The sequence below is a fragment of the Flavobacterium alvei genome, assembly GCF_002920895.1.
Lineage (GTDB): Bacteria > Bacteroidota > Bacteroidia > Flavobacteriales > Flavobacteriaceae > Flavobacterium > Flavobacterium alvei.
The window spans coordinates 369,447-391,275 of sequence record NZ_PQVG01000002.1; the positions used below are offsets into that span (position 1 = coordinate 369,447).

Genomic DNA, 21,829 nt, shown 5'->3' on the forward strand with positions numbered 1-21,829 from the left:
ATAATTTTTGCTATTTGTCACGCTAGAATCGCCTGAATTTAGTTGCTCTCGTTTGTTGAGACGCTTACTGCTTGACAATTGAAGTATTATTTTATTATTCTTTTTGCATTACCTCCAAAAAAAAAGAGGATATTCATTGCTGAATATCCTCTTTTAATATGCTAAAAGTACTTACTATTATTGAACAATAACTTTTACCGATTTTTCTCCATCAGCAGATTTTGCATTTACAATGTAAATACCACTATTGATGTCTAAACTAGAATCAGCATCTACTTGTGCAGTTTTAACTAATGAACCCAAAACGTTATAAACGTTCACTTTAGTAGTAGATTTTATGTTTGATAAATAGATTTTGCTGTCCTTAGCAAAAACAGTTATATCCAAATCTTTTTGAAAGTTTTTGTTTGAAAGCACACCGTCTGTTACAGCAATTTTATGATAATTAATCGATGAATTTGAATACACATAAATAGTTCCTGCTGCTCCAGTATAAGAAACAGTTAAAAGTAGTGGTTTAGTAGAATCTTCATCTGTCATCTGACCTAAAATATTTGTTCCATCACTTATTAGACAAGCACGTGCTCCAGTACCATTAACCCTAAACCAAACTTTAATAGTAGAAGGTCCTGTAACAGGAAAAGAAAAATATCGTCTAGCTGGTAAAGCACCTGTAATGGAACTATTCCCGTTAGATTTCCACTCATTTTCAGGATCGTAACCGTCGCTAAAAACAATACTAGCTGGAGCAACTGCCATACCTCCAAAAGTAGCTGAAACAGCAGCTACAGTCAAACCATTAATTTCTTGCGTTCCTGTAGTCATTTGGGCAAGATCAGCAGGCCAAGATGTAGAGGTTGTTCCTATTTCCCAAGTACGATTTTGAGCAATTGTCATTGTTGTTATTGACAACATCGCGAAAGTAAATAAAAGTAAAGTTTTTTTCATAATAAAAGGTTTAATTGGTTTATAAAAATTTGTAATCGATTGCATAAAATTACTACTATTTTCTGAATGTACAAAAAAAAATGTGTTTTTTATAATTTAAACAACAAAACAAAGTATTTATACGAATTATTACACGAATTGTTTGCGAAATAAAAAATAGGGCTAGAAAAGCCCTATTTTAAAATTCCATCTGTATAAGAATTCTAGTTTAGAAAAACCTTTTAATTGTAACTACTTTTTGACCATCATTAGTATTCAAAACTACGATATCTCCCTTTTAAAACCCCAAACATCAGTCTTGACTTGGGCTTGCATAAACGATACCGAAAACAGTAGCGCTAGAAAAAGTAATCATAAATTGTGCTTCATAATTATTTTGGTTATTGGGTTAATTAAAAATAAAAAAAAAGAGATGCAAAAACCATTGTTAAAGCATCTCTTTTTTTTTAAACTAAGTTATATTACTTTCTCCAACGTGGATCACCAGAATCTTTTATTCCGGCAAAAGTAGGATCTATGAAATTAAAATCACCATTTACTGGATCTTTCCATAAGCTAGTCACTGTTTTAGAATAAGCAAAACTAGGAAAACCTGGTATTGTCTTTAAATTAAGAGGAACATAAGCAAAATCACTCGTTGAGTAGGTATTTGTAATTGTCCAACTTGTAGTTGCTAAACCTGCATAACCAATAATGGCATAATCGGTTCCTCCAGGAGCACTGTCATAACCATGACCCACTATGGTATTTTTCATTGTAATGCCATTTGTCACTTCATTAACCCATTTGTACCAAGTTCCTGCTTTTGCAACAAACTCATTTAAAGTACAGTCTTCAACAGTCACACTTTTTGTAGGTGAAGTACTTTTGCTAGCCATAAATACTACAGAACGATATACGGTAGAATTTTTGAATAGAACATCACCTGCCGTCCAAGTAGCAACATCTACATTAAAAACACCATAACCACCTATATTATTTATAATACAATTATTAACCGTATATTTCCCTATTGTTCCTGTACTAGCCTGAAATCTACATACACCTCTATAGTTACTCATTTTACAATTATTAAACGTAATTTCGCCTATAGTTGAAGATTGATTAATATTGAAAACATATTTAGCGGCTGCTAAAGTATCAGGAGAAGTTAATATTACTCCATCAAAAATAATAGAACCTACATTACTACCAGCCAATATATTAAAATTAGAGACTAAATTAACAATAGCACCACCTTGACCAAAACTATAACCACTTTTAATAGTTAATGATTTATTAAAAAAATAAGTCGTACTCATATCATAAGTAACATTACCATCAAGTATAATTGTTGACCCTGGGGCAGCAGCTGTTAAAGTATCAAATAATAAAGTAGGAGTTGGCGCTATCCCTCTAATATCTATAGTGGTAGCATCTATTGCTATTCCAACTTTGGTAGTATATTTTTCCCAACCCCTGACTACTTCTCCGCTATAAATTGCAATTTGGTAGGTTGTAGAAGGTAATAAACCATTTACAATCTTTGTTCCCGAAAGTTGTTCTGCTGAAGTAACAGGATAGGTAAACAAAGGGTTACTTAACCTTTCATCTGCAAGAGCAAAAACTTTTACTTGAGTAATTGCAGCACCAGTTCCTAAACCAGTTAACCAAGTCATTTTTGCAGCAACATCAATCACATCAGTAGCTGTTGGAGCTTGCAAGATTGAAGGAAACTTTTGAGTTTTTACTGACCCTAAATCTGAAACTTTACTGTTATATTGAGGATCAGCTGAAATGGCAGTAGCACGAACTTGATACTCTGTATCCCATAATAAGTTGATTATGTGAAATTTGCTTTCAGTTGTATTAAATTTCATAATAACTGTAGCAAAATTATCACGACTAAGTTCGATATCATAAGAAACAGCCTCTTTCATTTTAGCCATATCTACCTGAATTTCATTGTTTTGAGAAATCAAATTACTATTTAAAACCGGTCTAAAAAGTCTGGTTTGTGGATAATCACCTTCGTTTTCACTACACGAGAATATCGTCATAATTCCAACTAGCAGCAATAGAATTTGGATAAATTTTATATTTTTCATATTTGTGTTTTTTTGTGTTAAACATTTAGTAACCATAACCATCATTTTTCAATAAACCTTTACTATTTGTGATAGCAACAGCAGGAAGTGGCATTATGTATCTTACAGGATAAGTATAATTAGCCCAAGCTTTAGTTATCCAATCTTGATATCCCAATGCACCTGTACTACTGTTTAATGCATTCAACCAAGAAACTCTAGTCCAAGTTGCGTCAGGAGCAATTGCTAGTTTTGCATCTAAGTTAAGAATAACTAATCTATTATTAACATTTTTAACATAGATATAATCAGGCAAAGTTCCTGTACCCGCTTTAGCTTCATCAGCATATTTTTTACACTGCTCCGAAGCGGCTTGCACTTTTTTGTCATATAAATTCCATCTGATTAATTCGTATTTACGAATCATTTCTCCTCCAAATTCCCATGCTCTTTCATCTACAATTGCATTGAAGAAATTATCTTTACTACCTGAAACGTTAGCTACATAAGTATCCACTTTATCAGTCCAATCTACTTCTTTAAAAGCTCTTTTTCTAACTCTTTTTAGAGCTGATTGAGCCGCTGCTGTAGGTCCGTTTAGTTCATTTTCAGCTTCTGCATACATCAAAACCACATCTGAATAACGCAACATCGGCCAGTTGATACCTGTTCCTTTATTGGTTGATGCTCCTGGAGCTGGACTAAGATATTCTCTACTCCATTTCCCTTGTGCAATAGCACCAATACCTACTACTTGTGGAACAAAATCTTTATCTAAATAATACAATCCACAAGTAACATCTCTTCTAATGTCTTTAGTATCAAAAGAATAAAGATAAGACGGTGGTATATTCATATAATTACCCCCACTACCATACGGATGAGTACCGGCATCAACTCTAATTCCAATATTCCAACCCACATCTCCTTGACCAATAGGAAATGGAACTTCAAATAATACATCACTAGTTTTTGGATTTGCAACAATAAATTTAGACTCATTTAAGAAAATTTGATTGAAATCTTTTGGTAATTCTCTATCTTTTAAAGTCATTAATTTTTGGGTATAGTCTTTAGCAATTTGATAATAATCTAAATAATCGCTTTTTCTATCCATTGTCATATCGGGTTTCAAGAACCATCCTCCTCTTTGCAATGCCAATCTGGCAATCATTCCCAAAGTATATTCTCTATTTACTTGCTCGATACCATAAGATGTTTGATCGGCCCATTGCATATCCTTTTCAGCATTAATCATATCTTGAATTACAGCTGAAAGAATTACATTTCTATCTTCTTTAGGCAAATTAAATTCAACACCTGCTTTAGGAGCTTGTGTCATAAATGGAACATCGCCAAAATGAAACACCAACATACTATACCAATAAGCTCTTAAAGTATAAGCCTCTCCTAAAAACTGTCTCATATTACTTTTAATGGCAGGATCGGTAGAATTCAAGGCAGCACTAGCATTAATACCATCTATAACGAAATTTGCATCTCTAATAGCTTTATAAGCTTCTTCCCAAACTACTTTCAAATCTCCGTTTGTCACCTGAGGCGTTAAATTCCAAATTTGATAACGATCAGATGTAGATGTACCGAAATTTTGCTCGATATCTGTATTTCCTGTCATATTATTAGACAATCTCGATCTAAAAGCATCTTGATTAAAATGAGTATATATAGCATTAGTAGCTTTTCTAGCATCATCAACATTAGAAAACACATATTCTGAATTGAAAGTTGACAAGGAATCCGGCTCTAAAAAATCCGAACAGCTATGCATTATAAATGCCAGAGCTATAATTAATATGTTTTTTATATTTTTCATAATAAATAAATTATATGTTAATTTAAAGGATAAAATTATTAAGGATTAAAAAGTAACGTTTAAACCAAAAGTAAATCCAACAGTTTTAGGATAAGAAGAATAATCTAACCCAGGAGTCAATGCAGCAAAACCATCGCTTCTTGTAGAATTCACATCAGGATCGTATCCAGAATATTTTGTCAATAACCATAAGTTACTACCTGTAACGTAAAGTCTTAAATTATTAATCGGAGCTTTTTTCCAATCTTTTATAGGAAGTGTATATCCAATAGTAACATTATTCAATCTTAAGTAAGAAGCATCCTCAATAGCCCAATCCGTCACTACAACTGATGCTGACCCTGCTCCTCCAAATGAATTATTTCCACTCCAGATTGTTTTATTTTTATTCATTTCAGCTAGTTGAGCTAAGTCAGTAACAACTCCACCTGCAACACCTGTATAAGAACCATCTGCATCAATATATGTAAATCTGCTAGCTGAGTTCATCGAGTTCAACATATTACCATAAGTAGAACGATACAATTGATTGTAATCAATTTTACCCGTATTATAAACATCACCACCTAAAGACCAGTTGAAAAAGGCTGAAAAATCAAACGCTTTATAAGTTCCACTCAATCCGAAACCACCTTGAGCAGTAGGATTAGCATCGCCTATAATTTTTCTATCACTACTATTGATAACACCATCTTCATTCAAATCTTTCAATTTCATGTAACCTGGCTTAATGCTAGACACTCCTAAAGTTCCTGAAGCATCAACTACACCAGCCTTTAAAACATACCTACCAGTTGTTGCGTTATAACTTTCGAAATCATCTGTTGTGTACATCCCTTGATTTACATACCCATACATTAACCCAACTGATTTTCCAACTGCTAAATAATAATCATCTCTATCTTTCAAATCAGTACTTGCCCAGTTTGATTGCATGAAACGCTCTTGTGTTCCGTCCAACTCATCAATTCTAGATATGTTTCTACCAATATTAAAATTAGCTGTCAATGTAAAATCTTTTTTATCAATCAAATAAGCACTAAGAGACAATTCAGCTCCTTGATTTGAAGTACTACCCACATTATCCCATTGGTTGTTAAATCCTGAAACAGGAGAGATAGCAGAAGCCAACAATAAATCTTTGGTTGTGTTTTTATAAAAATCTAAACTACCCGATAATTTAGAGTTGAAAAATTTGAAATCCAAACCTACGTTTCTGTTAATTGTTGTTTCCCAAACCAAATCAGGATTATATAAAGTATTACCTGAAACAGCGTAATAAGTATTGAAAGCATTATTTCCAAAACCTGGTCCTCTAGTTGAAGAAGCTCCAAATATTAAATCAGTTGAATTAGCCGGAATTCTATCATTACCAGTTTCTCCATAACTAACTCTCAATTTAAGTTCATTAATCATTTTTGAATCTTTCAAAAATGGCTCGCTTGAGATTTTCCATCCCGCTGCAAAGGCAGGAAATAAACCTACTCTATTTTCTTTTGCAAATTTACTTGATTGATCTTGACGCACTGTAGCTGTAAACAAGTATTTGTCTTTGTAGGAGTAATTTGCTCTTGCAAATAAAGAGAATCTATTTTCATTGGTACTTTCATAAGTACTATATTCCGTTATTGTTCCCAATTGCATAGCAGCAAACATTTCTTCTGGAGTGATGGATGCTCTATACAAACTTCCTTTAACATGAGAACCCTGTCCTCCTATTGAATAGGTTTCTTGACCAGCCAAAATTCCTAATTGATGCTCTCCTATATTTTTGAAATCATAATTCAATGTATTGGTCAATCTGTAAGAAAAATTTCTATAATCATCTTTAGTTCCTATTGGCAAACTACTTCCTTCTTGTTGAGATAAAGAAGTTTTAGGACCATAAAATCTTAACTTATCACCAAAAGTATTACTAGTAGAAATAACCGATTTTAGATTTAAGTTACTCAAAATATCCCAACCTAAACCAGCGTTAAAAACATAACTATTTTCTTTGTTTTTTCTCCAATCTTGTTCAGCCAAGTCATTTGGATTTACCAAACTTAATAAAAACTCTTGATAATCATCACTTCCATCGTTATTAACCGCATCAAGATCCAACTCATCAGCAATTCCATTTGTAGGTCTAGCTGTTACAATATTCTTAATTCTCAATTGAGAACTACCTGAAGTTCCACCACCTCTAACGGTTCTATTTGTAATTCTAGCGCCTATGTCAAATTTTAATTTCTTAGAAATATCGTGATTCAATTTAAAATTGATTACATTTCTATCTAAACCAGATCCTTGAATAATACCATCATCTTTATTAGAACTCAGACTAAGTGAAAACTTTGTAGTTTCACTACCACCAGTAAGACTTATATTGTTAAAAAATGAAATAGCTCCACCACCAAAAACATCATCTTGCCAATCATTAGCTTTCTTATATTTATACAATTCCAAATCATCGTATTTACCAAAATATTTTTCGAATGCTTTAACAGTTGCCCCAGAATTAACTCCATCTTTCAAACGAGCAGTTTCATATTGCATTGTCACAAATTCATAAGGTGATAAAACTTCCAACCTTTTGTAATTAGGCAAAGTATTCAATTGAGAATAATGGTTGTAAGTAATAGTTGTTTTTCCAGCTTTTGGTTTTTTAGTTGTAATAACAACCACCCCATTAGATGCTTGTGCCCCATAAATTGCAGTAGTAGCTGCATCTTTCAAAACATCAATACTTAATATATCTGTTGGAGGAATATCATTAATATTACTAACAATAAATCCATCTACTACATACAAAGGAGAATTATCTTGTGTAACAGACCCTCCACCTCTAACTCTAATTACAATATCAGAGCCTGGAGCACCATCTACTGTTTTTACGCTAACACCAGCTAGTCTTCCTGACAATGCTTCCGCAACGTTAGTTACTGGCATTTTAGACAATTCCTTTCCTGTTATCGAAGAAACCGAACCTGTTAAATTTTCTTTCTTAATGGTTCCATACCCATAAGATACTACTTTAACTTCACCTAATTGTTCTGCACTTGATTTTAAGGACACATTCACTACAGTTTTACCTGCTACAGGAGTAGATTGCGAATCAAAACCAATATAACTAACTATAATAACAGCTTTGTCTGTAGTTAATTTTAATTTGTATTTACCGTCCAAGTCGGTACTAGCGGTATTCCTAGTGCCTTTTTCAACAATATTCACACCTGGCAATGGAAAACCAGTATCATCCTTAACCACACCACTTATTGTAGTTCCATTTTGAGCAGCTACCTCATTAATCATAAATAAGCTAAGGAAGAGCATAATGACAAAACTTAATCTTTTGCCTTTTTTAAATGCATATTTAACATTCATAGTTTAATATTTAGTTATTATTATTTTGTTTTCTGTTATTTATTTTAAATTATTTAATTGAACACGAAATAGAATGAAAAAATGATAAGATATTGTTTAATATTTATTTACACATTTAAATAGTATCGAATTTTCTAACTGAAGTAGATTTGAATTCAAAAACAATGCTTTACCAACGGAATAACGGATTTTTTCAAAATCTTCTAACCTTAGATTTACAAATTGACATTTATTTATTTTTACTTTCAAATTATTCATAAAAACAAAAGAATGCAATCGATTACGCAAATTTAATCAATATTCTGAATAAAAAAAATAAAGTTGAGAAAAAAACTTATAATCATAAAAAAAACTCATTTTAATTATAAAATATAATTAAAATACCGAACTTATTTATAATTCTATAATTATTCAAACTTAATTAACATAAAAAAAGCATAATTATCAACACAAAAAAAAGAACTTTAATTTACCTTATAGTCCTACAAAAGAAAAACAAGAAACAAAGTAACCTTACAACATTAAGCTCCTCAAAAAATAAAATTCAAAATACACTATTTACCCATTAATAATACAAATAAAGGGTTAAAATACCTCAACTATTTTAACCCTTAAATCTATAATAATTACTTAAAAAGAACTTTATTTATAAACCTCAGCCCTCAATGAAGATTCTCTAATTTTTAACTCCGAAGTAAGCACAACCTGATTAGAAGCTTTTAAATTTCCAGTTTTATTAATACGTTCAAGAAATACTTTGGCTGCCATTTTCCCCATCTCTAATGGAACCTGATTAACAGTTGACATTGGAAGCTCCATAAAATCAGTAAAAGGCTCATTTCCGAAACCTACTACACAAAAATCTTCTGGAATTCGAATACCATCTGATTTAAGTTGCTGAATTGCTCCCAAAGCAGCAAAATCACCAGAAGAAAAAATAGCATCAGGCGGAGACTTTAATTTCATCAGTGTTTTTACAGCATTAGCACCTTCCACAATTGTACTTCTTGTTTCAATCACATAATTTTCATCAAATTCAATTCCGCTATCAATAAGTGCTTGTCTGTATCCATCGAATCTATTTTTAAATATTTCCAAAAATTGATTTCCCTTGAAATGGGCAATTCGAGTACATCCTTGTTCAATTAAATGTTTGGTTGCTAAATAAGAAACTTCAAAGTCATTTATAGTAACTGAACTAACTCCTTCAATACTTTTCTTTCTATCAAAGAATATTAATGGAACATTTTTTTCTACAACTCTTTTAATAATTCTATCAATTTCAACACTAAAATCTTGTGAACTTATACTAGAGACCGACATTAATATTCCGTCAACCTGAGCATTCAATAGCGTATTGATATTCTCAAACTCTCTCTTTTCGTCTTCGTGAGTTTGACAAATAATTACATTGTATTTATGTCCATATAACTCTTCCTCTATTCCCCGAATTACTGATGCAAAAAAGTTACTATCAATACGAGGAACAATGACTCCAACATTAAAACTCTTACCACTTCGAAGTGCCAAGGCTAGTTTGTTTTGCTTATAGTTCATTTTGGCGGCAGTCTCGATAACCAGTTTTCGAGTACTTTCGCTAATTTTGGGATTATTATTTAATGCTCTTGAGACAGATGCCGCTGTAATATCAAGTTCTTTTGCAATGTCATAAATTGTAGTTCTGCGAGCCATATTAAGTTATAAATGTAAATTATTGCGTAAATCTAATTTAAATAAACCACATTTACCAAATAATACGTTATCGATTGCGCAAATTTTTTTTTTTTGACTTTTTTTTATTAAAACACTTATAATTTACATATTTAAGTTTTTTTAATAAATAAATTATATTTAATATTTTTAATCTGCGTAATATTGTTTATTCCAAACTTATTTGTAAGTTTGCGTAATCGATTGCATTTTTAATAATTAACTAAAGTTTTATCTAAATATGAACAATTTCAAAACCAAAATTATTAGACGAAAACTAAATAAAACAGTATTGTTTTCTATTGGTTTCTTCTTTTTAATAATTTCCTTAACTAGAGCACAAGAAACCACAGATACAAAACAAGTTTGGAACAAAATGGAAACGATCCTTAACAGTGTAAAAGTTCCTAATTTCCAAAACAAAACCTTTAATATTCTGAAATTCGGAGCGCAATCAAATAGCACTTTTGATAATACTAAAGCAATAAAAAAAGCCATTCTAGCTTGTTCAAAAAGTGGCGGAGGAGTTGTTTTGGTTCCTTCTGGCAAATATTACACCGGCCCAATACATCTAGAAAACAATGTAAATTTACATTTTGAGGAGGGAGCCGAAATTTTATTCAGCACCAACCCCAAAGACTATCCTATCGTACATACTTCTTTCGAAGGAACTGAATTGATGAATTATTCACCATTAATTTATGCCTACAAAAAACATAATATTGCAGTAACCGGAAAAGGAATTATTAATGGTCAAGCTACAAAAGAAAATTGGTGGCCTTGGTGCGGTGGTGGTTCTTATGGTTGGAAAAAAGGAATCCCAAGTCAGTCAGATCCGCTCAATAGACAACGATTAGTAGATATGGCCGAAGAAGGAATCCCAGTAGAAAAACGTATTTTTGGCGAAGGTCATTACTTAAGACCCAATTGTGTAGAATTCTTTGAATGTACTGATGCTCTTTTGAAAGACGTAACTATCAAAGATGTGCCTTTTTGGGTAATTCATCCTATCAAATCAACAAATGTTATCATTGATGGTGTTACAGTAAGAAGTCATGGTCCTAACAATGATGGTTGTGATCCCGAATATTCTAAAAATGTAATCATTAAAAATTGTACTTTCGATACTGGCGATGATTGTATTGCTATAAAAGCAGGTCGTGATGCCGATGGAAGACGTGTTGCTATAAAAAGTGAAAATATAATAGTTCAAAATTGTACAATGTTTGATGGACACGGTGGTGTTACTATCGGAAGCGAAATATCTGCTGGAGTTAGCAACGTTTATGTAGAAAATTGCGTTATGAATAGTCCAAACCTTGATGTGGCAATTCGTTTAAAAACCAATTCAAGAAGAGGTGCATTAATCGAAAATTTCTATGTTAGAAATATAGAAATTGGACAAGTTCGTGAAGCTATAGTAAAAGTTGATATGTTTTATAATGTTCACGGAAACCAAACTGGAAACTTTATCCCTCGAATTGAAAACATTTCATTAGAAAATGTAAAAGTAAAAAATGCTGGAAAATATAGCATTCTTGCCAAAGGATACAAAGAATCGCCAATCAAAAACATCACTTTCAAAAATGTAACTATAGAAAAAGTAGGTACACCGTTTTCGATTGAAAATGTAACTAATTTGAATTTCATTGACACCTATATCAATGGAGAACTTGTAAAGAATCCGAATAATTAATCCATTCAATGAAAAAAATACTATTCCTTTTTTTACTCTTTACCAAAGTTGCTTTTGCGCAAAGCCACTTTCCTGTTGACACCACTTATACCGTAAAAAGTGTTTACGACAAAGTCAAAAAAGACCACCCCTACATTAGCTACGTACCAACTCGAAGCTATGAAACCGTAAACCAGAAAAAAGAAATCGTTTATAAAAAAATAAAAGATCGAGAACTTCATCTTGATGCTTATTACAATAAAACCAAGAAACAAAACCCTGCAATTGTTATCATTCACGGTGGTGGTTGGAGATCTGGCAATAAATCTCAGATGGAAACTTTTGCCATAGAAATGGCTTCAAAAGGGTACTCTTGTTTTAATATTGAATTTCGTTTATCAATGGAAGCACCTTATCCTGCTGCAATATTTGATGTCAAAAATGCCATTCAGTACATCAAAAAAAATGCACGAAAATTTAATGTTGACACCACTAAAGTGGCCGTTTTAGGTTGCTCTTCTGGTGGACAAATGGCTTCTCTGATAGGAACTACAAATGGTAAAAAAGAATTTGAAGATTCCAAAACTGTTAGCAAATTTTCCTCAAAAGTTAATGCAATTGTGGACGTAGATGGTACATTGGCATTCAAGCACAGAGAATCGGTAGAAGGCAAAGTGGCAGGCTTGTGGTTGGGTGGAAGTTATGAAGAAATCCCCTCCATTTGGGAACAAGCGGCTCCATTAAATCAAGCAGACAAAAACACACCTCCTATCCTATTCATTTGTAGCAGTATCCCAAGATTTCACGCTGGAAGAGACGATATGATTGCAATACTCAATAAATATGGAATATACAGCGAAATCCAAACCATTCCAAATTCGCCACACTCCTTTTGGTTCCTAAACCCTTGGTTTGATGAAACTATAAAGTACACGACTCATTTTTTAGATAAAATATTCAAATGAAATTTATAAAATGAAAACAATACAAATAGTCGCAACTTTACTAGTATTAGGCGTTAATACCTGCCTTGCCCAAACCAATAAATCTTCAAGTAAAGATTCAAAAACCTATGCTGAAATTTCGGTGAAAGAAGGCGGAAAATGGGAAGGCAATAAATATATTGGGGGAACTTTTAAAAACATTCAAAGCCTAAAAATAGCTCCAAAACAAACCGACCATTTAGAAATTATTCGATATGAAGGGCCTGGATGGGAAAGCAACAAAATAGCCTATCGTTTGTACTTAGATTGGAGGAATGCGATTGATATTTTCGGAAAAAAAACCGATGCCGTGATTTTACCATTAGTAGGTCAGGTAGGTTCTGATTCCTATCATAATATGCAAGATTGGGGATGCGATATTTTGAATTCTGGAAAAGGAATCGGAATTGGTTCTATAAATCGGTATTTGAACAATGAAAAATTACATTTCCGTGAAGTTGATTCTACCCTTGCTAAAGTCGAAAATAAAGTCAGCGAATCTACTGTTACAATAAATTATTATGGTTGGAAAACGGCTTCCGATAAAATTGATTTTACATCCAAGTTATCCATTATTCCAGACCAGCGCTATACAAAACACACCATTCAAGCTTCAAAAGAAATCAAAGGAATTTGTACTGGAATTGTAAAACAAAAAAACGCTGAATTTCTCAAAAAAGAAAGTGTCAACAAAAAATGGGCATATATCGCCACTTACGGAACACAATCAGTAATTCCTGATCAACTGGGAATGGCTATTTTTTATGAAATTAATACTGTGGAATCTATAGAAAACACTGAATTGGATTATCTTTTAGTTTTCAAACCTACTACAAAACTGAATTCATATTATTTCTTAGCCACTTGGGAACAAGAGAAAGACGGTATAAAATCTAAGGAAGCCTTCATGAAATATTTAGATGAAAAATTAGTTTTTTTAAACAAAAAGAACAAACTTTAGCCTATGGAAACCCTTAAAAACACATTCATTTGTATGGGTTTAGTATTATTTTTTAATGCTAATGCTCAAACATTGGAAACTAAAAATGAAACTATTATTTCAGATCAATTAAAATGGTCCGAAAGGATGGCTTTGTCCATTATGAAAAGACATCCCGAAGCTTGGCAAATAGACAATCATCCAGCACCCAAATGGGATTACAAAATTGGAATGATTTTAACAGGGTATGAAAAACTATACAACCAAACTAAAGACCCCAAATATTACGATTATATAAAAGGTTATGCCGATAAATTAATTGATAAAAACGGAACATTCGAAAAATTTGACCCGAAAGATCACAATATCGATTTTATCAATGCTGGTAAAATACTTTTCAATCTTTACAATACAACAAAAGAACAAAAATACCTTACTGCTTTACAAACATTAAGAAAAAATTTCGATGATTATCCAAGAACACCATCAGGAGGTTTTTGGCACAAAAAAATCTATCCCAACCAAATGTGGTTAGACGGATTATATATGGGACAACCTTTTTATGCTCGTTACACTGTTGAATTTGAAAAAGGCGAAAAACTAAACGATGTAGCCCATCAATTTGAATTGTTGCACTACCATTCTTTTGACAAAAAAACAGGCTTGTATTTTCATGCTTGGGACGAAAGTAAAAAAATGCCTTGGGCTAACGCAACCACAGGAACTGCACCACATGTTTGGTTAAGAGCTCTTGGCTGGTACGGAATGGCTTTAGTCGATGCATTGGATTATTTTCCAAAAGACCACCCAAAACAGAAAGAATTGGTACAATATTTGAATGAATTGGCGACAGCTGTTAGCAAATATCAAGATTCATCAGGTTTATGGTTTCAAATTCCTGATTTGGCAACTAGAGAAGGGAATTATTTAGAAGCTTCTGGCTCATCAATGTTGGTTTATGCCATAGCAAAAGGAGTAAACAAAGGCTATTTGCCAACTTCTTTCGGAAAAACGGCAAATAAAGGATTTAATGGTTTAATCAAAAACCTCATAAAGATAGATGCCAATGGAGAAATTCACATCACACAAGTTTGTGCAAGCGCAGGATTAGGCGGAAATCCTTATAGAGATGGCTCTTATGAATATTATATAAGTGAAAAAATAAAAGTAGATAATTCACACGGATTGGGCGCTTTTCTTCTAGCTGCAATTGAATTAGAAAAATAAAAATATAAACATTAAAAACACAATTATGTTAAACAAAAAACTAAACACCTTAAAGGCCACAACTCTTTTTATTTCGTTAGCACTTCTTGGTTGCAAAACTACAGCCCAAGAACCTGCTAAAATTGTCGAAAACCAAAATATTGTAATTGCAAAAAATGCAAAATGGTCTGATAAAATGGCTTTGACGTTGATGAAACGTCACCCAGAAAGCTATATGATTGACAATGCAAAAGCTCCAAAATGGGACTATGTGCACGCTTTAGTTTTGCACGCATTTGAAGATTTGTACAAAAAAAATCCAGACCCTAGATATGCTGCTTATGTGAAAAATTATGTAGATATTTTAGTTCAAGAAGATGGTTCCATCAAAACCTACGAATTAGAAAAATACAACATCGACTTGGTTTTACCAGGACGATTATTATTCAATAGATATAAAGAAACAAAAGACAATCGCTATTTAGTGGCCATGCAAACGCTAAAAAAACAATTAGAAGGACAACCTAGAACAACTTCTGGTGGGTTTTGGCACAAACAAATTTACACCAACCAAATGTGGCTTGATGGTTTATATATGGGAGAACCATTCTATGCTCAATACACTGCTACTTTCGAAAACGGAAAAAACTTAGATGACGTTGCCAAACAATTCGAAGAAATTCAAAAACACGCAACAGATCCAAAAACAGGATTATTATACCACGGTTGGGATTCTGAAAAATTAATGCCTTGGGCAAACAAAGAAACTGGAAACTCACCCAATTTCTGGTCAAGAGCATTGGGTTGGTATGCAATGGCACTTGTAGATGCTTTAGATTATTTCCCTAAAGACCACCCAAAACAAAAAGAATTGGTTGGCTATTTAAACAATGTTTCGGCTAGTTTGGCTAAATTCCAAGACCAAAAAACAGGTTTATGGTATCAAGTAACAGATAAAGCTGGCGAAAAAGGTAATTATTTAGAAGGCTCTGGTTCTGCAATGTTTGCTTATGCCTTCGCAAAAGGAGCTAACAAAGGATATTTACCCTCAAAATACAAAAAATTGGCCAACAAAGCTTTTGATGGTTTGACAACCAAATTGATGAAAATAGACGCCGACGGGACAATTACCATTACTGATGTATGCGCCGTTGCAGGACTTGGAGGAACACCTTACAGAGACGGTTCTTATGAGTATTATGTAAATGAAAAGAAAAAAGACAATGATCCAAAAGCAACTGGACCGTTTATTTTGGCAGCTTTAGAATTAAATAGATAATCCGCTTAACTAGATGAAATTCATAAAAATAACTTCGCTTTTTTTGTGCAGTTTGGCACTTCAAAACTCAATAGCACAAGAAAAAAGCGAAACCAATCGTTCACAAGTTTGGATGGCCGACAATGGAGACGGAACCTATAAAAACCCCATCATCAATGCCGATTATTCTGACCCAGATGCCATTCGTGTTGGCGATGATTATTATTTGACATCCTCCTCTTTCAATTGTATCCCGGGTTTGCCCATTTTGCATTCCAAGGATATGGTCAATTGGGAATTGGTTAATTATGCGCTTAAAAAGCAACCTCCTTTCGACGTTTATGACAAACCAGGACACGGAAATGGTGTTTGGGCTCCGTCCATTAGATTTCATAATGAGGAATTTTATATTTATTATCCCGACCCTGATTACGGTATTTATATGATTAAAACCAAAGACCCAAAAGGTGATTGGTCTGAACCCGTTATGGTCAAAGAAGGAAAAGGTCTGATTGATCCTTGCCCGTTATGGGATGAAGATGGCAAAGCCTATCTTGCTTATGCTTATGCCGGAAGCCGAGCGGGTTTCAAAAGCCTTTTGGCCATTTGTAGTCTAAATCCTGAAGGAACTTCTGCCAATTACAATGACGATGTTATCATTATTGACGGTCACGATGGCGAAGCCACCATCGAAGGTCCAAAATTATACAAACGCAATGGCTACTATTATGTTTTTGCACCTGCAGGTGGTGTTCCTACAGGATGGCAAACCGTCTTAAGATCAAAAAATATTTGGGGTCCTTACGAAAAAAGAAAAGTTTTAGATCAAGGAAAAACAAAAGTGAATGGTCCACACCAAGGTGCTTGGGTGCAAACACAAACTGGAGAAGATTGGTTTTTCCACTTTCAAGACAAATTTGCTTATGGAAGAGTCGTTCATTTGCAACCTATGAAATGGATTAAAGATTGGCCAGTAATCGGAACCGACAAAGATGGTGATGGAACTGGCGAACCAGTAGCAACTTACAAAAAGCCAAATGTTGGAAAAAAATATCCTATTTCCACTCCACCAGAATCAGATGAATTCAATAGCCCAAAATTAGGATTGCAATGGCAATGGCACGCCAATCAACAAGTGTATTGGGGATTTCCTTCCACGATAGGGTATTACACGATGTATTGTCGTCCAAAACCTGAAAATTACATCAATTTATTCGATGTGGGGAATTTATTATTGCAAAAATTTCCTGCCGATGAATTTACTGCAACTACAAAAATGACTTTTAATGCCCGTTTCGACGATGAACAAACCGGTTTGGTAATAATGGGATTGGATTACAGCTATTTGAAAGTAAAACAAACAGCAGGACAATTATCCATATCCCAAGTAATCTGCAAAAATGCCGACAAAAAAGGTGCAGAAAAAGAAAGTGAATCCATTAAATTGAAAAGCACTACTTTTTACCTTCAAGTAAAAGTAAAAGCAGGTGGAATTTGCAGTTTCTTCTACAGTGAAGACGGCAAAAAATTCACTGCCGTTGGAACTGATTTCACTTCAAGAGAAGGTAAATGGATTGGAGCAAAATTAGGCTTTTTGGCACTTCGAAATGGAAACATAAACGATGCTGGAAGTGTTCGAATTGACTGGTTTAGAATAACAAAATAAATTTCTACAATGAAAAAATTAAAAACAGCGCTTGTCTTTGCCTTAATCTTGGTATTAAATACAACTATTTATGCCCAAGTCAGCAACAAAAAATGGCCTGATATCATCAATAAATCAGAACCCGCTTGGTTTGCAACAGCCGAAGCAAAAGCCGTTGCCGAAAATGTATTGTTGTACCAACGCAATATTGGTGGTTGGCCCAAAAATATCCAAATGCAAAATCCATTGAGCGAGGTTGAAAAGCAAAAACTAATTGCCCTAAAACCCGACACAAAGGAAATTACAACCGACAACAGGGCCACCACGCAAGAAATGTTGTTCTTGTCAAAAATGTACGCTCAAACTCCAGACGAAAGATACAAAGCTGCCTTTCTAGCCGGATTTGATTATTTGCTGAAAGCGCAATATGCAAACGGTGGTTGGCCACAATTTTATCCGTTGAAAAAAGGATATTACACCCACATCACCTACAATGATGATTCAATGGCAAACATATTAATGGTATTAAAAGAATGCATCGACAAAACCGATTATTTCTCCATAAAACCGACTGAATCTACTCTCGAAAAAGCAAAAATAGCATTCAATAAAGGCATTGATTGCATCATAAAATCACAATACAAACAAAATGGTGTTTTGACCGCTTGGTGTGCGCAACACGACGAAGTGACTTTGCTTCCAGCCAATGCCAGAGCTTATGAACTGGCTTCCTTGAGTGGTCAAGAATCGGTTAAAATTGTGCAGCTATTGATGTCTATCGAAAATCCATCTCCAGAAGTTATAAATGCGGTAAACAGTGCGGTGGCTTGGTTCGAAAAAACAAAAATCACAGGTATTAGAGAAGATCGTGTTCCTGTTCCTAACAGTAAAATTATGGAAAAAGTATTAGTCAAAGACCCGAATGCTGAACCGTTGTGGGCACGTTTTATGGAACTTACTGACAATACTCCTTTTTTCTGTGACAGAGACGGAATCAAAAAAGCATCTTATTTTGAAATAGGACAAGAGCGCAGAACGGGCTACAATTGGTACACCAGCAAACCAAATGATGTTTTGAAAAAATATCCAGCCTGGAAAAAAAAACTAAAATTGTAACTGAAATACCAGTTTCTACTACTACAATTGTTCCAAAAGACAAATATAAAATCGTCGTTGACAAAAACGGAAACGGCGATTTTACTACCATTCAAGAAGCCATAAACGCCGTAAAAGGACTTCCTTCCGAAAGAGTTACCCTCTTCATAAAAAATGGCGTTTACTACGAAAAACTAATCATTCCTGCCTTGTTTCCGAAGATTTCATTGATTGGCGAAAGCCGAGAAAAAACAATCATAACTTATGATGATTATTCAGGAAAACCAAGTAACATCAGAATTGGCACATCTAATTCCTATACCGTTTTGATAGAAGGCAATGATTTTTATGCCGAAAACTTGACCATCCAAAACACGGCTGGAACAGTTGGTCAAGCGGTTGCCTTGAATATAAATGCAAACAGGGCGATTATCAACAACTGCTCTTTATTGGGAAATCAAGACACACTTTTTACTTCGGCAGGAAGAGCAGTGAATTATTTTAAAGATTGTTATATCGAAGGTACCACCGATTTTATTTTTGGAGATGCCACTACTCTATTCGAAAATTGCACGATTCACAGCAAAAAAAATTCTTATATTACAGCCGCATCCACTCCACAAGAATCTACATTTGGTTATGTTTTCAAAAATTGCAAACTCACAGCCGATGAAAACACAACACAAGTATATCTTGGAAGACCTTGGAAAAATTTTGCCAAAACAGTCTTTATGAACTGCGAAATGGGCAAACACGTCAGACCCGAAGGTTGGCACAATTGGTCTAAACCCGATGCCGAAAAAACAACTTTTTATGGCGAATACAAATGTACTGGCGCAGGTTTTCAACCCAAAAAAAGAGTGGCTTGGTCGCATCAATTAAAAAGAGCCGAAGCCAAAAAATACACGATGGAAAATATCCTGGGCTTGGATTTTTCGAAAACCATAAAAGAAATGTATTCAATTAAAAAATGAAAATTATGAAATATAAATTTATTGCTCTATTGCTGATTTCATTCCATTGTTTTGCCCAAAACAATAGCTTTCCGACCGACAAAGTCAATGAAATTGTCCAACGTATTCAATTACCCACAATTCCTTCTTATCAAATTGTGGTCACCAAATTAGGTGCGAAAGGCGATTCTATCAGCAATGCCAAACCCGCGTTTGATAAGGCAATGGCACTTTGCAAAAAAAACAACGGAGGCACCATCATCGTCCCGAAAGGAGTTTACACCTTGAATGGTCCCATTCATTTTGTAAGTAATGTAAACCTGCATTTGGAAGACGGTGCCAAAATTAGATTTGGTTCCAATGCAAAAGATTATCCCTTGGTTTTGACCAGTTGGGAAGGCACCATACTTTATAATTACAGTCCACTGATTTACGCCTACAATGTTGAAAACATCGCCATTACCGGAAATGGAATTATCGATGGAGAAGCCAAAAACACTTGGATAAAATGGAAACCTCTCGAAAAGAATGACCAACAATTGAGCCGAGAAATGAACCATAAAAACACGCCTGTCAAGGAGCGGATTTTTGGTCAAGGCCATTATTTAAGACCGCAATTGATCCAGTTTTTCAATTCGAAAAACATTCTGGTAGAAAATGTCAAGATTGAAGATTCTCCTTTTTGGTGCATTCATTTGCTAAAAAGCAAAAGCATCACCATTCGTGGCGTCAAATACAATGCCCAAAACAACAATAATGATGGCGTTGACCCTGAATATTCCAGCGATATTTTAATAGAGAATGTTCTTTTTGACAATGCCGATGATAATGTGGCCATCAAAGCAGGAAGAGATGACGAAGGTCGTAGCAATTCAAACACCCCATCTGAAAATATCGTTATCCGAAATTGTGAATTCAAAGGACTTCACGCCATTGTCATTGGCAGCGAAATGTCGGCCGGAGTTCGAAATGTATATGTCGAAAACAGCAAATATCGTGGTTATTTGAAAAGAGGCATTTACATCAAAACCAATTCAGATCGCGGAGCTTATGTAAAAGACCTTTATTTCAACAACCTGGCATTCGGAAAAGTGGAAGATTGTCTTTACATTACCGCCAATTATCACGGAGAAGGCAGCGGATTATTTCCCACTAAAATTTCCGATGTTTCTTTTTCGAATATCAGTTGCCTTGAAGCCACTAATACCGGAATCGTGATTGAAGGATACCCCGACAAAAAAGTAGCCAACATCAAACTGGACAACATCAACATTCAATCGGCCAAAAACGGAATGACAATAACCAACACTGAAAATGTAACTACAAACGAAGTCGTTATTGGAACAAAAGCCACTATTCCAACCGCCATCAAATAAATAATTAAAACTCAAAAACTAAATACCATGAAATTCATTACACTTTTTTTATTGTTAATTTCACTAAACTGTTTTGCACAAAAACCAACTATTTACGGCATTGGCGACTCGACAATGGCGAATAAAACAAAACCTGAAGAAAATCCAGAGCGCGGTTGGGGACAAATGTTGCCGCTTTTTTTTAATGACAACATCACTATCGACAATAGAGCCGTAAATGGTAGAAGCACCCGAAGTTTTATCAACGAAAAACGTTGGGATGATATTCTAAAAACTTTAAAAAAAGGCGATTATGTTTTTATTCAATTTGGCCACAATGACCAAAAAGAAAAAGATTCAACCCGTTACACCAACCCACACACGGCTTACCGACACAATTTGATTCGATTTGTGGAAGAAACTAGAGCCAAGGGAGCAACACCAATTATCTTTTCTTCAATCGTTCGAAGAAATTTCAATGAAAAAGGCGTTTTGATTTCTACGCACGGCGAATATACAATGGAAGCCCGCTTGGTTGCTCAAGAATATAACGTTCCCTTCATCGATATGGAATATTTGACTGAATTATTAGAGCAATCGTATGGTCCTGAGAAATCAAAACAATTACATTTGCATTATAAAGCTGGTGAAATACCTTATTACAAAGAAGATAAAGCCGATGACACCCATCTTTGCGTAAAAGGAGCTACCGAAGTGGCAAAAATCGCTGTAGAAGAATTGAAAAAAACCAAACTCGATATCATAAAATATATCAAACCATAAAATCAAAACAAC

The 21,829-nt window shown here is 34.1% G+C and carries 15 protein-coding genes; 10 read left to right on the forward strand and 5 right to left on the reverse strand.

Annotation, left to right across the window (positions count from 1 at the left end; translation table 11 throughout):
* Positions 1–177: 177 nt before the first annotated feature.
* From C3L50_RS04645 to C3L50_RS04665, 5 genes are all read right to left on the reverse strand, one after another.
* Positions 178–948 (reverse strand): T9SS type A sorting domain-containing protein, encoded by a 771-nt coding sequence (locus C3L50_RS04645; protein WP_165783970.1) that lies wholly within the window; start codon positions 946–948, stop codon positions 178–180.
* Between the two features lie 461 nt (positions 949–1,409).
* A complete protein-coding gene (locus C3L50_RS04650; RefSeq protein ID WP_165783971.1) occupies positions 1,410–3,035 on the reverse strand; it encodes a DUF4957 domain-containing protein in 1,626 nt (541 codons plus the stop codon).
* A 25-nt stretch (positions 3,036–3,060) separates the two neighbouring features.
* Entirely contained in the window at positions 3,061–4,848 is a 1,788-nt protein-coding gene (locus tag C3L50_RS04655) for a RagB/SusD family nutrient uptake outer membrane protein (protein ID WP_103804977.1), read from the reverse strand.
* Positions 4,849–4,893: 45 nt separating this feature from the next.
* Positions 4,894–8,214 carry a SusC/RagA family TonB-linked outer membrane protein gene (locus tag C3L50_RS04660; protein ID WP_103804978.1) on the reverse strand — a complete coding sequence of 1,107 codons (3,321 nt, stop codon included), beginning with the start codon at positions 8,212–8,214 and terminating at the stop codon, positions 4,894–4,896.
* A 642-nt stretch (positions 8,215–8,856) separates the two neighbouring features.
* The gene (locus C3L50_RS04665; RefSeq protein WP_103804979.1) at positions 8,857–9,906 is read right to left on the reverse strand and encodes a LacI family DNA-binding transcriptional regulator; all 1,050 of its coding nucleotides are present in this window, start codon (positions 9,904–9,906) and stop codon (positions 8,857–8,859) included.
* 259 nt (positions 9,907–10,165) lie between these two features.
* On the opposite strand from C3L50_RS04665, the gene C3L50_RS04670 reads away from it, so the two are divergent.
* The 10 genes from C3L50_RS04670 to C3L50_RS04710 all read left to right on the forward strand — a co-directional run bounded on the left by C3L50_RS04670 (position 10,166) and on the right by C3L50_RS04710 (position 21,817).
* Positions 10,166–11,620: a glycoside hydrolase family 28 protein gene (locus tag C3L50_RS04670; RefSeq protein ID WP_103804980.1), complete on the forward strand. Its 1,455-nt coding sequence runs from the start codon at positions 10,166–10,168 to the stop codon at positions 11,618–11,620.
* Positions 11,621–11,628: 8 nt separating this feature from the next.
* Positions 11,629–12,564 (forward strand): alpha/beta hydrolase, encoded by a 936-nt coding sequence (locus tag C3L50_RS04675; protein ID WP_103804981.1) that lies wholly within the window; start codon positions 11,629–11,631, stop codon positions 12,562–12,564.
* A gap of 10 nt (positions 12,565–12,574) precedes the next feature.
* Positions 12,575–13,543: a DUF4861 family protein gene (locus C3L50_RS04680; RefSeq protein ID WP_103804982.1), complete on the forward strand. Its 969-nt coding sequence runs from the start codon at positions 12,575–12,577 to the stop codon at positions 13,541–13,543.
* A 3-nt stretch (positions 13,544–13,546) separates the two neighbouring features.
* Positions 13,547–14,749 carry a glycoside hydrolase family 88/105 protein gene (locus tag C3L50_RS04685; RefSeq protein ID WP_103804983.1) on the forward strand — a complete coding sequence of 401 codons (1,203 nt, stop codon included), beginning with the start codon at positions 13,547–13,549 and terminating at the stop codon, positions 14,747–14,749.
* A 25-nt stretch (positions 14,750–14,774) separates the two neighbouring features.
* Entirely contained in the window at positions 14,775–16,007 is a 1,233-nt protein-coding gene (locus C3L50_RS04690) for a glycoside hydrolase family 88/105 protein (protein WP_103804984.1), read from the forward strand.
* A 13-nt stretch (positions 16,008–16,020) separates the two neighbouring features.
* Positions 16,021–17,652: a glycoside hydrolase family 43 protein gene (locus tag C3L50_RS04695; protein WP_103804985.1), complete on the forward strand. Its 1,632-nt coding sequence runs from the start codon at positions 16,021–16,023 to the stop codon at positions 17,650–17,652.
* A 9-nt stretch (positions 17,653–17,661) separates the two neighbouring features.
* Positions 17,662–18,747 (forward strand): pectate lyase, encoded by a 1,086-nt coding sequence (gene pelA / locus C3L50_RS16455; protein WP_243400338.1) that lies wholly within the window; start codon positions 17,662–17,664, stop codon positions 18,745–18,747.
* 101 nt (positions 18,748–18,848) lie between these two features.
* Positions 18,849–19,700 carry a pectinesterase family protein gene (locus tag C3L50_RS16460; protein ID WP_243400341.1) on the forward strand — a complete coding sequence of 284 codons (852 nt, stop codon included), beginning with the start codon at positions 18,849–18,851 and terminating at the stop codon, positions 19,698–19,700.
* A 5-nt stretch (positions 19,701–19,705) separates the two neighbouring features.
* Positions 19,706–21,055 (forward strand): glycoside hydrolase family 28 protein, encoded by a 1,350-nt coding sequence (locus C3L50_RS04705; protein ID WP_103805128.1) that lies wholly within the window; start codon positions 19,706–19,708, stop codon positions 21,053–21,055.
* A gap of 27 nt (positions 21,056–21,082) precedes the next feature.
* The gene (locus C3L50_RS04710) at positions 21,083–21,817 is read left to right on the forward strand and encodes a rhamnogalacturonan acetylesterase (RefSeq protein WP_103804986.1); all 735 of its coding nucleotides are present in this window, start codon (positions 21,083–21,085) and stop codon (positions 21,815–21,817) included.
* The last annotated feature ends 12 nt before the right edge of the window (positions 21,818–21,829 follow it).

Excerpts from the sequence above, each read along its gene's own strand:
- C3L50_RS04645 (WP_165783970.1), bottom strand. The coding sequence starts at position 948 with ATGAAAAAAACTTTACTTTTATTTACTTTCGCGATGTTGTCAATAACA.
- C3L50_RS04690 (WP_103804984.1), top strand. The coding sequence starts at position 14,775 with ATGTTAAACAAAAAACTAAACACCTTAAAGGCCACAACTCTTTTTATT.
- C3L50_RS04710 (WP_103804986.1), top strand. The coding sequence starts at position 21,083 with ATGAAATTCATTACACTTTTTTTATTGTTAATTTCACTAAACTGTTTT.
- C3L50_RS04675 (WP_103804981.1), top strand. The coding sequence starts at position 11,629 with ATGAAAAAAATACTATTCCTTTTTTTACTCTTTACCAAAGTTGCTTTT.
- C3L50_RS04670 (WP_103804980.1), top strand. The coding sequence starts at position 10,166 with ATGAACAATTTCAAAACCAAAATTATTAGACGAAAACTAAATAAAACA.
- C3L50_RS04655 (WP_103804977.1), bottom strand. The coding sequence starts at position 4,848 with ATGAAAAATATAAAAAACATATTAATTATAGCTCTGGCATTTATAATG.
- C3L50_RS04705 (WP_103805128.1), top strand. The coding sequence starts at position 19,706 with ATGAAATATAAATTTATTGCTCTATTGCTGATTTCATTCCATTGTTTT.
- pelA (WP_243400338.1), top strand. The coding sequence starts at position 17,662 with ATGAAAAAATTAAAAACAGCGCTTGTCTTTGCCTTAATCTTGGTATTA.
- C3L50_RS04660 (WP_103804978.1), bottom strand. The coding sequence starts at position 8,214 with ATGAATGTTAAATATGCATTTAAAAAAGGCAAAAGATTAAGTTTTGTC.
- C3L50_RS04685 (WP_103804983.1), top strand. The coding sequence starts at position 13,547 with ATGGAAACCCTTAAAAACACATTCATTTGTATGGGTTTAGTATTATTT.
- C3L50_RS04665 (WP_103804979.1), bottom strand. The coding sequence starts at position 9,906 with ATGGCTCGCAGAACTACAATTTATGACATTGCAAAAGAACTTGATATT.
- C3L50_RS04695 (WP_103804985.1), top strand. The coding sequence starts at position 16,021 with ATGAAATTCATAAAAATAACTTCGCTTTTTTTGTGCAGTTTGGCACTT.
- C3L50_RS04680 (WP_103804982.1), top strand. The coding sequence starts at position 12,575 with ATGAAAACAATACAAATAGTCGCAACTTTACTAGTATTAGGCGTTAAT.
- C3L50_RS04650 (WP_165783971.1), bottom strand. The coding sequence starts at position 3,035 with ATGAAAAATATAAAATTTATCCAAATTCTATTGCTGCTAGTTGGAATT.